The sequence below is a fragment of the Deltaproteobacteria bacterium genome, assembly GCA_026388545.1.
GTDB lineage: Bacteria > Desulfobacterota > Syntrophia > Syntrophales > UBA2185 > JAPLJS01.
This window is the reverse complement of sequence record JAPLJS010000046.1, coordinates 16,399-28,855: the sequence shown is the minus strand read 5'-3', so window position 1 is coordinate 28,855 and position 12,457 is coordinate 16,399. Positions and strand designations below refer to the sequence as shown.

Here is a 12,457-nt window from a genome sequence, read left to right as displayed (position 1 = left end):
CCCGAGGGAGACAGGCTGTTCTTATCGAGAAATTGCCTATCCCCCTTTCTTGGTTTTCATTATGGTCCACGATCCTACCCTCTGTATCGCATCAGCCTTTTAGCCGAAGTTGACCAGTTCTTGCCCCCTTTGCTGACCCTTGGCGCGGAATACGCCTATATCCCGTTTTGACGCTTACGCCCCAAAGGAATACTTGGTTCCAGCAGTATTAAGAATGAATTCGTTCGGCATCTCCCTGCTGAAGGATACGATTGCTTCGAATCCAGTGCAATGGGTCGGCAGGATATAGTCCGGCTTCATCGCTTTTATATCGGCCACCGTATTCTGGATGACCTCAGGCTTCGCATTAATGAGATGAAAACCTCCCATTACCGTGTGGACCTTGTCTATGCCAGCAACTTTTTGCGCCTGTTTGACTGTATTAACGATCCCTGCATGCGCACAACCGGAAAGAACCACCAGGCCTTTTCCTTTTATATTGAAGAAGAGACCTTGTTCACCCGGAAAAGTATCGTTCTCGATCTTTTCGCCGCGCTTTATTTTTAAGTTCGTCGGCGCTTTCTCATAGGCTGTAACTCGCTCGATTTTCCCGGTAAAGTATGCGCCGGGGACGATCTCTATCGGGGTTTTCACCTCCACAACCTTCAGCCCCAGAGCTTCGATATCTTCTTTCCTCAGCTGTCCGATATCTGCAAGCTCAGTTGCTCCGGGATTGAGCTTGTATCTCCGCGCAAAAGCCTCCTCACCTACATAGAATGGCGTCCCTCCGGCGATCCGTGACTGATTCTGTTTCAGGATACTGACTGCACCCATAAAGTGATCATAATGGCCATGGCTCAGGCTGAAGGCATTTGTCTTTCCAATGTCAAGACCCAGCAATGCTATGTTATTCATCACGCCCACCGGGTAGAGTCCATAATCGTACATGCAGGTGCTCTTCTTCCCGTTGACCACCGTCTCCAAATAAAAAGAGAGCCCGTGTTCGGCGTGGATCGACTTGCCGGGCCCCACACGGTACCTCTTCGTGATCTTGCTGTCCCGTCTATTCGCATCATAGTAATTGTCCGTCACCACCCAAACAGTCAACTTATCTACTTCGGTGACTCCCCTGTTAGCCTGTGCCATCACGCTTTCTATTATTTCATCTCCTGCCGCGATAAGCACACCCGTTGCGATGGAAAACTTCAGAAATTCTCTGCGGTCCATTCCGTCTTTCATAACCCACCTCCAATTTTGAATTCACAAAAATCAGATACAGAAAAGCCCCCATAAGGACATTGATGTCCCCGTGGAGGCTTCATATTGGTACCTTTCGGAAGCACGCTCTCATACCACACTCCAAAAGGCTAGATGTTAGGTTGTTAGATTAATTAGGGATAGTAAACCATACTCTCATCTGCACGGACAGTCAAAGGGAAAATTCGATTCCGTAATTTGCCTTACATTGCTGAGTTTCATTTGAAATGTTGCATTCTGAAGAAAATTGCCAAAAACAAGACTACAGGAAGAAAACAATAAATAGATTGACGCTATCTGTCAGACATAATCAGGGATGTCTACTGATTAACTGATGTCACTAACGATTGCTGGTCGTTCACATGCATATTCGAAAAATTGATACACTGGATTCCGGCTCTCGTGCCCTCGCGTAACCTTCAGGTTATCAGGGTGTTCGCCGGAATGATGTTCTTGATGCTATTTGACTTTTTACGAAGTTGTCAAACGATCTAATCCTATTTGCTAACTTTTCTTCCAACAACAATATCTTTTTGCCTCTGTTTTTTCGCGATATTCTTTTCCACGAAAATCTTCCTGCCGGTAAAGGGATCAATTCCGGTAAAATACATCAGCCCGGAATAAGTGGAAGGAAGTGGTGTAAATATCTGTATCTGCTGCGGATTAATTTTCAGCTCTCTGGTGGCGAAAGATTTAAGTTCGCGCATATCTTCTTCTTCGCATCCCGGATGGGCAGCAATAAAGTAATAAGTAAGAAATTGTTTCTGCTCTGATGATTCAGTCATTTTTTCAAAAAGCTGTTTGAAGTCTGTCAATGACTTAGCCTGCGGCTTACCCATCAGCTTCAGGACACGTGGAGCAGTATGTTCCGGCGCCACCTTCAACTGGCCGGAAATATGATGTTTGATCAGCCCCTGCATGTAACTTGCGCAATGCTTCTTATCGCTGAAAAGCAAATCGTATCTGATACCGGATGCTACAAATACTTTTTTGACGCCTTTGATCTTACGCAGGCGTTCGAGTAAATTAATCTGGCGGCTGTGATCAGCTTTCAAGGACGCACATACTTGCGGATAAAGACATCTCTTGTCCTGGCAGGCGCCTTGAGTCTGCTTGCGCCGGCAATCAATACCATACATATTCGCTGTGGAACCGCCGGCATCCAGAATGTAACCTTTAAAATCGGGCAGCTCAGTAATTTTTTTCGCCTCGTCAAGTATTGATTTCTCACTGCGGCTGATTATAGTTCTTCCTTCATGAAGACCGATCGAACAGAAATTGCACTCACCAAAACAACCGCGATGAGTCGTTATCGAAAATTTAATGGTTTCCATTGCCCGTACTTTGCCCCAGGTCCGGTAATAAGGGTGAACATCGCGGGCGAAATCAAGAGCGTATAATAGATCTAATTCAGCCACAGTCAAAGCTGGTTGCGGCGGGTTTTGCACAAGGTAACGCGGGCCGTGCTGCTGAAACAAACCTTTCGCGGTCAACGGATCATTATTGTGATAAAATGTATCGAACATTTTCATGAAAGATTTTTTATTTGTAACAACTTCCTCGTAGGCGGGTAATTCGGTGTAATCGGGCTGTGGAGCTGATGAAATATAGCAAGTGCCGCGAATGTCTTTTGTCTCCTGTCCGCTGTTTAGTTTTTTCGCCAGTTCAAGAATAGCCTTTTCGGCCATGCCATAGATAAGAATATCAGCACGGGCATCAAACAGAATCGACCGGCGGATAGAATCAGACCAGAAATCATAATGGGCGATGCGGCGCAGACTTGACTCTACCCCGCCCAGCACCAGCGGTTTGGTATTTTTAAAATACTGCCGGATGAGATTGGAATAGACAACCACAGCGCGATCGGGGCGGCGGTTATTTTTCCCTCCCGCGGTCAAGTCATCGGTCAGCCTTTTTTTCCTGGTAGCTGTATAGTTGGCGACCAGAGAATCCATACAACCGCCGGTGATTCCCCAGAATAGGCGAGGTTCTCCCAACCGGCAGATATCAATATCGCTATGAATATCAGGTTGGGCGATGATTCCCACACGATATCCCGCGCCGGCAAGAACATTGCCAATTAAGGAAACACCGATAAAAGGGCTGTCAATGTAAGTATCTCCGGTAACGAGAATTACATCAAGCTTGTCCCACTTTAATTTTTTTAATTCCTCGCTTGTTGTTGGAACGAACATGTTTTAAATCAAGATCCTCCGGCACAGAGGGGGAATATTGAATGTAATCTACGCTTTCCTTTGGGTTATGTCAAACGGTGACTACAGAAGAAAATAAATAGATTGACGCTATCTGTCAGACATAATCAGGGATGCCTACTGATTACCTTATGTCACTAACGATTAGTGATCGTTCCCATGCATATTCGAAAGATTGATACATGTTTGAGGAATAAAAGAATATGGTTCAATTCAGGGTAATGCCATGTTGGTAGAAGGCAGAGACATGAACCAACAGAGTAACCTCAATTTGTCTTTATACCCTTGACTTTTAGGCGTTCAGTGTCTAAGGTTTGAAAATAGAAAGATCATAAACAAAAGAGTGAAATATGCCTATTTACGAATTTAAATGCAAAAAATGCAGCAACGTTTTTGAGATATTATTCAGATCCAGCAATGAAAGCCTTGCAGTATCCTGCCCCGCATGCAAATCAAAAAAGACAGAGAAGTTAATGTCGATATTCGGCGGAAAGGTTGGCAGTACTTCATCGGCAAGCTGCTCGTCCTGTGCGGCGACATCCTGTGGATCATGAGGCTCGCATTAATTACGTGTGGCAGGTTGCCACTTCAACGAAATGACTGGCAATATTTTTTCATTGTAAAAAAAACCGTAATTTACTATAAGCATCACATCTTAAAATGTAAGCTTTGAAAAAATGAGCCTAACGTCATTTACAATTTCTTGTTTCAGTTGAAATGACAAAGGAACAGTTTTTCGATACGTGAAAAAATATTTTTCAGAAAGAGACGAATACAATGAATATTCTTATGTTTGGACCGAATGGCAGCGGTAAGGGGACATTTGGAGCGATCCTGTGCGAAAGGTTTGGAATGCCGCAGGTAGAAACAGGGGTGATTTTCAGAGAGAACATCTCGAAAGGGACGGCGTTGGGAAAAGAGGCAAAGGCCTACATTGATAAGGGTGAACTGGTTCCCGATGATGTCACCATACCCATGCTTCTGAACCGCCTGAAAGAAAATGATTGCAAAAATGGATGGCTGTTAGACGGATTCCCGCGGAATATAACTCAGGCGGAGGCCTTCTGGACTGCGCTCCGGAAGGAAAAGATCACGTTGGATTATGTTATTGAGCTGGAAATCAGCAGGGAAATGGCAAAGAGGCGTATCATGGGAAGGCGGTTGTGTCCCAATGACAACAACCACCCAAATAATATTTATGTTAAAGAAAACCTACCCGTAGAGAAGGATGGCAAGTTGTTTTGCCGGGTATGCGGCCGCGAAGGCTTGTTATCCCGCGCTGATGATCAGGATGAAGCGGCCATTGATAAGAGACACAGCATCTATTTTGATATAAAAAAAGGTACACAGGCTGCCGTTAATTACTTCAAAGAAAGAGTAACGGTCATTCAGGTGGATTCTCTTCCCGGCGTTAAAGAGGTCTCCAAGAACCTCTTTGAATTGCTGAAATAGTAAACCTCTGTAATAAAGTTCTCAAGAAGCCTTCCATGTATGTACGGGGAGGCTTTTTTGACTGTAAAATTATGAATAACATACGCAATTTCAGTATTATCGCCCATATTGACCACGGCAAGTCAACCCTCGCCGACCGGCTTATCGAGTATACCGGAGTCAGTGATGCACGCACCTGCAAAGACCAGATATTGGATACAATGGATATTGAGCGGGAGCGGGGGATAACAATAAAGAGCCAGGCCATCTCTCTCCCCTATCGGGCGAAAAACGGAAACACATATAACCTTAATCTGATCGATACACCGGGACATGTGGACTTTTCTTACGAAGTCTCACGTTCCTTAGCTTCCTGCGAAGGCGTTCTCCTCCTGATCGATGCGGCCCAAGGCGTACAGGCACAGACCGTAGCCAATCTCTACCTTGCCTTGGAACACAACCTCGAAATCATCCCCATTATCAACAAGATCGATCTCCCCTCTGCAAACATTGAACAAGTTATAGAACAGATCGATAGAGAACTCGGGCTGGATCCTGACATTCACCTGAAATGCTCTGCAAAAGAAGGGACAGGGATTGAAGATATTTTAGAGGCAATTGTGGAGAGGATTCCACCTCCGTCTGGTAATCCACAGGCCCCTCTGTCTGCGCTTATTTTCGACGCCAAGTATGACCTCTTTCGCGGAACGGTCATAAACTGCCGTGTCTTTGACGGCTCTGTTAAAAGCGGTGATATCATTCGCTTCATGTTTAACAATACGAGTTACAAAGTTGAAGAGGTCGGGCACTTTCTCCTTTCCCGCCAGAAGCGTGAGAGGCTCTCATCCGGCGAGGTTGGCTACATCATTGCCGGTTTAAAGACAATCTCGGATGTCCATATCGGAGATACGATTACCCTGAATGAGAGGCCCTGTGAAAAACCGCTTCCCGGTTTCAAGGAAGTAAAGCCCGTCGTCTTTGCGTCTATCTATCCAATTGCATCTGACGATTATGAAGATCTTACCACTTCCCTCGAAAAATACACGCTCAACGATTCATCTTTCGTGTATCAGAAAGATTCGTCCGTAGCTTTAGGCCAGGGCTTCCGGTGCGGCTTTCTGGGACTCCTGCATCTTGAAATTGTCCAGGAAAGGATCGAGCGTGAATATGGTCTATCCATCATTCTTTCGGTTCCCAGTGTCCGCTACCGGTTTACTCTGAAAGATGGGACAATGCTTTATGTAGACAATCCCGCCAACTATCCCGATCTAACTTCCGTTGCAAAATCTGAAGAGCCCTATATCCGGGCCACCATGCTTCTGCCGGAAAGGTACCTTGGAGCAGTAATGAAACTCTGCATGGACAAACGAGGCGTAAACTCAAACATACACTATACCGGTCCCGGCCGGGTAGAACTCATCTACGAGATGCCCCTGGCCGAGGTAATATTCGATTTTTATGACCGCTTCAAGTCCATCTCCCAGGGGTATGGTTCTTTTGACTATGATCTTATCGACTACCGGGATAGTAATCTCGTTTTGCTTGATATTCTGGTTAATGGAGAAAAAGTCGATGCCCTGTCACAGATCACCCACCGTGACCGGGCACGTGCAAGAGGGCTCCAGGCCTGCGAGCGATTAAAAGAGGAGATCCCCCGCCAGATGTTTAAAATCGCTATTCAAGCGGCAATAGGCGGGGAAATTGTTGCGCGGACCACCATTTCGGCATTCCGCAAGGATGTAACGGCAAAATGCTACGGAGGTGATATTACACGAAAACGGAAGCTTTTGGAAAAACAGAAAAAAGGGAAGAAACGGATGAAGATGGTTGGATCGGTCAGCATCCCGCAAAGTGCTTTTCTGGCTGTTCTGAAGACCGATAACGATTAGAGTGTCGGGCGGGTCGCCCAACCTGTATACAGGCAGGACAGGCGTCTCGCCTGTCTATGATATCAATGAATAAAATATAATTTGTGATGTCAGCTATACTTATTAGATGCATACAAAACAATCAAATCGCAACACATCTGAAACCGAGGATATTTGATGCAATCTTTTTGTCCATTGGATAACGACCGGATAAACAGAGTGAAACGTCTGAAATCCAGCTACCACCCTTCACAACGTATATTTCTGTATTCTTGTCTTTAGATTGATTCGAACCCCAGTGATCAAGCGTCCATTCCAGCACATTTCCGAGGGTGTCAGCCACCCCAAAATCGTTTGCCGATTCAAGATATTTGTCTACGGGAGTTGTGTCCCCGCAATAACTTTTCTCAATATTGCACGAATTATCCTTCCACTGATTTCCCCAAGGGTAGATGTATCCACGAGAGGTTCGCGCAGCCGCCTCCCATTCTTTTTCCATTGGTATTCTTTTGCCTGTCCATGCTGCAAAGGCGCGTGCATCGCCCATGCTCACCTGTACTACCGGATGTCTTTTTTTATTATACAGCGAACTGTCAGGACCATTCGGATGATACCAGCATGCCCCCTTTACCTTTTTATATTGCAGGTGGCTGCTCCAGACAAACGTTTCCACACCGGTTATACCGTCTTTCACTCTCTGTGCGCGGGGAGTATAAACGAAGCCGTATCCGTGTCTCTCAGAGGTTGTTCTGTACCCGGTTTTTTCCACAAAGATCTCAAACAGGGCATTTGTGACAGGAAATTTTCCTATATAAAAATCAGAAAGACGTACTTTCTGCTCGGGTAGCTCATTTTTTGCAAGATTATTGCTCCCTATACGATACTCAGTGCCTTTTATCAAAATATGCTGGTTGAAAAACTTTTCCCGGATACTGAGATCACGCTCGAACTCTTCGGACAGGAGCGTTGCTTTTTCCTTAATCTCTTTTTCAGAATAAACGCTTTCGTCGAAGTCCGGCCCCATTCTTTCAAGAATTTTTGCCGCTTCTGTAAGTTTAGCTAAGGTTTCAGCCTTCTTACGAAGGTCTTCCTCTACGGCTTCCCAAACAACTTCTCCTTGTTCTTCAAGTACATCATCACTTTCAACTTCATCACTGTCACCATCGGCCTCTATCTCTTCTAGACCTCCTGCCGGAACCGCTTCCGAGACACCCTTTCCTCCGACTTCACCACTGTCTTGGGTAATATTTTCACTTACTCCATCCTCTGATATCTCATCTGCCACTTCTTCGGAAATATCAGCTTCCGCTTCATCGACTATCGCTTCCGTAACTTCCTCAGAAACATCAGCATCCACCTCATCGACGATCTCTTCTATTACTTCCTCTTCGAGGGCTTGATCAATCTCCTCAATTACTCCATCCTCTGATATCTCATCCGCCGTTTCCCCGGGAACATCAGCTTCCGCTTCGTCTACTACCTCATCTGCCACTTCTTCGGAAACATCCGCCTCTCTCCCGATAGCGCCCGCAAGCCCCTTCCCCTCATCCATACCAATAGCATCATCAATCGCCCCATATCCAGTACCAGTAGCAGTACCGGTACCGGTACCCTGCCCCATTTTGGTATCACCGGGTAACGAAAATCCGACCTTACGGGACAGATCAAAAATGAGGTCCTTCATCCGGTCTCGTTGATCTAATCCACCTTCACTACCTGAAAAAGAACTGGATTTTGACAATATATCGTTTACCGTATTCAAGACTTCTATAATTTTGCCAATGGTATCAGTTCCCTTGTCTTTCAAAACGCCGGCGACCGTTTCAAGAGCCTTGTCTTTGGCCTCATCAGACATATCAAAAACGTTACTTTGTCCGATGACGACCCCCTGTGGGTTTTTACCTTCCTGATAAAGCTTTTTCAGATCCGCATTTACACCCGATTTGATACTGCTTAGATTCTTTCTCTTGCCTTTGATTAACCCAGGATCTTCACCGGTATGCCACAGTGTCTTAACCAGTTCTTCAGTATCAATACTCTTAAGAAAATCAACTGAACTATCATCTACGTAGTATTGTCGTAAGGCGTGTATAAGTTTGTATTTAAGGGTCTCTTTGTTTTTGTAATTAAGGTTGCTGACGGCTTCGTCAATGTCTCTAAGTTTTATTATTGTAGCCACTGAAATCTCCTGCTCGAAAAAATCGTATCAATTATGGAAGTGTGTTATATATTTTCTAATAAAATATATATCGATCTTTACATTATTTTCTTTAATTCATAGCAGCATTTTGAAAGCGATCGACAAAAATAATGTTATAAATAAAAGAAAAGATTCATGTTAAATAGAAAATTGACGATAATAATTACAGGTGTCTTAAGGCTCTTATGCAGCAAATCATTGACCGTTGATGGAGTAAGCGTATGAAAGACACAGTAAGGTGTCGATTTGATGAAATTCTAGGTCAACATTTTGAACGTTTGATAGGAACAAAACAGGGTATCGGGGGAATCCCCTTGAATCTGGCAATTATCGGATGTCTAGTACTACTTGGCGGACGAGAAATTGAAATCGAAAACTCCCCTTCAGAAGAACTGGAGAGGTATACTCATGAATTACTTTTTAATGAAACTGCCGATCTATGTATTGAACCCGATGAGTTTCTGAAAACTGCTCTTGAGGATATTATTCAGAAAGGGTACATTGAAGTTGACTCTGACGGTCGTTTCTTTTCCCGGCAAACTACTATTACGATGGTCCGTCTGTTAGACCGTATTTTTCCCAAAATGCCGGGAATAAACCTCTTCGCGTACGTGGGACAAACAATAGCAGAAGTTACGACCGGGCGCACTGATATTGAATCGGCAATTTCACGATTCGACCAGACCCTGAAACATCACGGAGTTCCTTTTTCAAGAAAGAAATCTGCAGAAGTATCTCCTTCTATCAATACCGATACAACACCGATATCCCAAACAGTTCATCAGCAAAAACGAATAAACCGGGAACAGATATTGGCAGAATGGTATAGCCGGGATAAAAGTTCCCAGGAGTCTATCGAATCATCATGCCCTCGACGCAGTCTCAAGGTACTTTCGGGCGGTGGTGTCATGCATCGGATTAAAGTTGATGATATTCTCCCGAAAGAAGAGAACCTACCCGAGACAATCTGTAAATCAGAAGCAAATAAAGAGGAGCAGCCTGTCGAGCTTTTGAACGGAACTGAACATTCTCTCTTATTGGATGTAAATGCCCGGGACACGTACAAGGAAATCCAGGGGATAATTATCACCGAACAACGCAGTGTTGCTGCGCTCGAAGGGTCGGCCTCAGAAACCGAACAAATAATTCGGGCGGCCCCTCACGATGGTGCGGTCGATCATGGGAAGGTTATATTTATCACTGAAAATGAAGAAGATTCCCAGCCTATTGAAGAAAGAGTTGGAGATGAAATCATCACAACCGATGATATTATCGCAGATCAAATTGCCGCTTTTGAAAAAGACCTGTCGCTCACTTGCCCGATATGCAAGGTAACTGTACTGAAAGAACAAACCACGTCAACCGGCAAGATTTTTTACAACTGCTCTGACGAAAACTGCAATTTTATAAGCTGGGGTAAACCACATCATATCGAATGCGGTCGATGCAAAAACCAATTTTTAATTGAAGTAACCGATATATCCGGAGAGACGATCCTAAAGTGCCCCAGAGCGACATGCCAACACCGTCAAAACCTTAGTCCAAAGCGAGTAAAAGTTGTACGAAAACGCCTTGTGCGACGAAGGAAATGAAATCCGTCATAATCAATCCATTTGTCATGACAATTCCGACAAAGACAATCGTTCGATTTTATAACGAACACTTCATGGTACAAGCAAAATTTACAAGTGAATTGTTTCGTTTTAATATTTCAAAAAAACTGTCTTATCCATATAAACCCGAATATCATTGAAATTTTCGTAATACACACATGCCGTACCATTCTTCTTGCAGCTCTCGTACAGGACATCTTTCGCAAAGACGAGGTCTGCGTTCTTTGCAGGACAAACATCTGAATGGCCATTACCTATATAGATGACACGATCATAACATTTGCGATGCTCTATGAGGACACCGCTTTTGCAGGTGCCGCACTTCTCACATTGATCGTTCATTCGGGGAAATTCTATAGAAAGAGTAGTATCGTCCCGAAATACTACCACATTCGAAAAGAATTCAATGACTTGGAGATTATGCTTTTTCAGGATCGCATCGATGTAGAAGTCAAGACCGTCCGAGACGATCTTGACATCGACTCCTTTTTCCCTGCAAAACTGATAAAAATCCGAAAAGTACGGATCTATCCTTTCATATGCCCCGACGAACTCCAACATTTGTAACCTAGCGCCCTTGAAAAGAGAGCTCACCTGTGTGTAGGCATCCCGTGAGCCGATCTCATTCGCACAGTAGGCACGGTCGATCTCTTCCCATCCCTTACCGGTAAAGCGGTTGAGGATCTCATTTCCCATATCCACTGTGCAGACAGTCCCGTCAAAGTCGCACAGAACCAAAATCCTTGGCTTCTTCATACCACCATTCATGACTGTTGCTTTTTCTTATACTGTTTAATCACAACGTTAATACCGACGAGAATAAGGAGAATCGGGAGGAGATATCTCGCAATTACATGAAGATCATACCCCCAGTTTTTCACAAACAGGAAAATCACTCCGGCAGTACCGATAAACCACCCACCAATATCTTTGACGCGCTGCATCAATGTACCCACTGCAATTACGATCAGCAGTATGGGCCAGCTTTTATCGAACCCGTAGATATTCATATTGCTCAGGATAATGAGAACTCCGAGTGTAATGAGAATCATGCCGCCTGTCAGGATATGCCTTTTATCTTTTGCTTCCACGTGTACTCAATCCTTTTCCGGAAATAAAATTTATTTTTGCCTCTCTGCAAGACTTAAAAAAGGTTTTATCAGATCGATGGGAATGGGAAAGAGTATTGTCGAGTTGTTCTCGGTTGCAATCTGATTCAAGGTCTGCAGGTACCTGAGCTGTAAGGACATCGGCTGCGTTTCCATAAGGGCTGCAGCTTCGATCAGCTTCTGGGCGGCCTGGAACTCGCCTTCGGCATTGATGACTTTTGCCCGACGTTCTCTCTCCGCTTCGGCTTGTTTGGCAATGGCCCGTTTCATCTCCTCCGGCAGGTCGATATGCTTGACCTCAACGAGTGAGACCTTGATTCCCCAAGGATCGGTGCTGCGATCCAGTATTTCCTGCAGAGTTAAATTGATCTTTTCCCTTTCCGACAAAATTTCATCAAGTTCAAACTGGCCGCATACACTCCGTAAGGTTGTCTGGGCAAGCTGTGAGGTCGCATAGAGATAATTCTCCACCTCGATAACAGCCGAGTTCGCATCCACTACCCTGAAATAAACGACGGCATTGACCTTAATTGATACATTGTCCCGTGTGATAACGTCCTGCGGAGGAATATCCATGGTGATGGTCCTCATATCCACCTTGACCATCCTGTCAACGACAGGTATCAGGATGATAATACCGGGGCCTTTCATGTCGATAACCCTCCCCAGACGAAAAATCACGCCTCGTTCATACTCATTGAGTATTCTGATGGCTGACGCCAAAAACATAACTACCAGGACTACTAATACAATTAATGGAATAGAAGAAAACATACTCACCCTCCCT

Annotated in this window: 10 protein-coding genes; 4 read left to right on the top strand and 6 right to left on the bottom strand. The window is 44.7% G+C overall.

The genetic code is table 11. The features are described from left to right. Nucleotides 1-174: 174 nt before the first annotated feature. Together NTW12_04990 and NTW12_04985 are read right to left on the bottom strand one after the other, a co-directional pair. Nucleotides 175-1,218 carry an MBL fold metallo-hydrolase gene (locus NTW12_04990; protein MCX5845702.1) on the bottom strand — a complete coding sequence of 348 codons (1,044 nt, stop codon included), beginning with the start codon at nt 1,216-1,218 and terminating at the stop codon, nt 175-177. A gap of 515 nt (nt 1,219-1,733) precedes the next feature. Then, the gene (locus NTW12_04985) at nt 1,734-3,431 is read right to left on the bottom strand and encodes a YgiQ family radical SAM protein (protein MCX5845701.1); all 1,698 of its coding nucleotides are present in this window, start codon (nt 3,429-3,431) and stop codon (nt 1,734-1,736) included. 368 nt (nt 3,432-3,799) lie between these two features. Here NTW12_04985 and NTW12_04980 point away from each other — a divergent pair, with 368 nt between their 5' ends. The 3 genes from NTW12_04980 (at nt 3,800) to lepA (ending at nt 6,769) form a co-directional block, all read left to right on the top strand. Further along, entirely contained in the window at nt 3,800-4,003 is a 204-nt protein-coding gene (locus NTW12_04980; protein MCX5845700.1) for a zinc ribbon domain-containing protein, read from the top strand. A 223-nt stretch (nt 4,004-4,226) separates the two neighbouring features. Then, nucleotides 4,227-4,901, top strand: coding sequence for a nucleoside monophosphate kinase (locus NTW12_04975; GenBank protein MCX5845699.1), 675 nt, complete (start codon nt 4,227-4,229; stop codon nt 4,899-4,901). Between the two features lie 71 nt (nt 4,902-4,972). Beyond that, nucleotides 4,973-6,769: a translation elongation factor 4 gene (lepA, locus tag NTW12_04970; GenBank protein MCX5845698.1), complete on the top strand. Its 1,797-nt coding sequence runs from the start codon at nt 4,973-4,975 to the stop codon at nt 6,767-6,769. Between the two features lie 121 nt (nt 6,770-6,890). Here the strand turns inward: lepA and NTW12_04965 are convergent, their stop codons facing one another. Continuing rightward, a complete protein-coding gene (locus NTW12_04965; protein ID MCX5845697.1) occupies nt 6,891-8,927 on the bottom strand; it encodes an SUMF1/EgtB/PvdO family nonheme iron enzyme in 2,037 nt (678 codons plus the stop codon). 242 nt (nt 8,928-9,169) lie between these two features. Between NTW12_04965 and NTW12_04960 the strand changes: the two genes are divergently transcribed. After that, nucleotides 9,170-10,540, top strand: a complete 1,371-nt coding sequence (locus tag NTW12_04960; protein ID MCX5845696.1) for a hypothetical protein — start codon at nt 9,170-9,172, stop codon at nt 10,538-10,540. 111 nt (nt 10,541-10,651) lie between these two features. Here the strand turns inward: NTW12_04960 and NTW12_04955 are convergent, their stop codons facing one another. Genes NTW12_04955 through NTW12_04945 form a run of 3 tightly spaced genes read right to left on the bottom strand, consistent with a single transcriptional unit; the run spans nt 10,652 to nt 12,444 of the window. Continuing rightward, complete coding sequence (locus NTW12_04955; GenBank protein MCX5845695.1) at nt 10,652-11,317, bottom strand: MtnX-like HAD-IB family phosphatase; 666 nt, start codon at nt 11,315-11,317, stop codon at nt 10,652-10,654. A gap of 8 nt (nt 11,318-11,325) precedes the next feature. Then, nucleotides 11,326-11,652, bottom strand: coding sequence for a DUF5668 domain-containing protein (locus tag NTW12_04950; protein ID MCX5845694.1), 327 nt, complete (start codon nt 11,650-11,652; stop codon nt 11,326-11,328). Between the two features lie 30 nt (nt 11,653-11,682). Beyond that, nucleotides 11,683-12,444, bottom strand: coding sequence for a slipin family protein (locus tag NTW12_04945; GenBank protein MCX5845693.1), 762 nt, complete (start codon nt 12,442-12,444; stop codon nt 11,683-11,685). Between the last annotated feature and the right edge of the window lie 13 nt (nt 12,445-12,457).

Excerpts from the sequence above, each read along its gene's own strand:
- NTW12_04975 (MCX5845699.1), top strand. The coding sequence starts at position 4,227 with ATGAATATTCTTATGTTTGGACCGAATGGCAGCGGTAAGGGGACATTT.
- NTW12_04945 (MCX5845693.1), bottom strand. The coding sequence starts at position 12,444 with ATGTTTTCTTCTATTCCATTAATTGTATTAGTAGTCCTGGTAGTTATG.
- NTW12_04960 (MCX5845696.1), top strand. The coding sequence starts at position 9,170 with ATGAAAGACACAGTAAGGTGTCGATTTGATGAAATTCTAGGTCAACAT.
- NTW12_04985 (MCX5845701.1), bottom strand. The coding sequence starts at position 3,431 with ATGTTCGTTCCAACAACAAGCGAGGAATTAAAAAAATTAAAGTGGGAC.
- NTW12_04980 (MCX5845700.1), top strand. The coding sequence starts at position 3,800 with ATGCCTATTTACGAATTTAAATGCAAAAAATGCAGCAACGTTTTTGAG.
- NTW12_04990 (MCX5845702.1), bottom strand. The coding sequence starts at position 1,218 with ATGAAAGACGGAATGGACCGCAGAGAATTTCTGAAGTTTTCCATCGCA.
- lepA (MCX5845698.1), top strand. The coding sequence starts at position 4,973 with ATGAATAACATACGCAATTTCAGTATTATCGCCCATATTGACCACGGC.
- NTW12_04955 (MCX5845695.1), bottom strand. The coding sequence starts at position 11,317 with ATGAAGAAGCCAAGGATTTTGGTTCTGTGCGACTTTGACGGGACTGTC.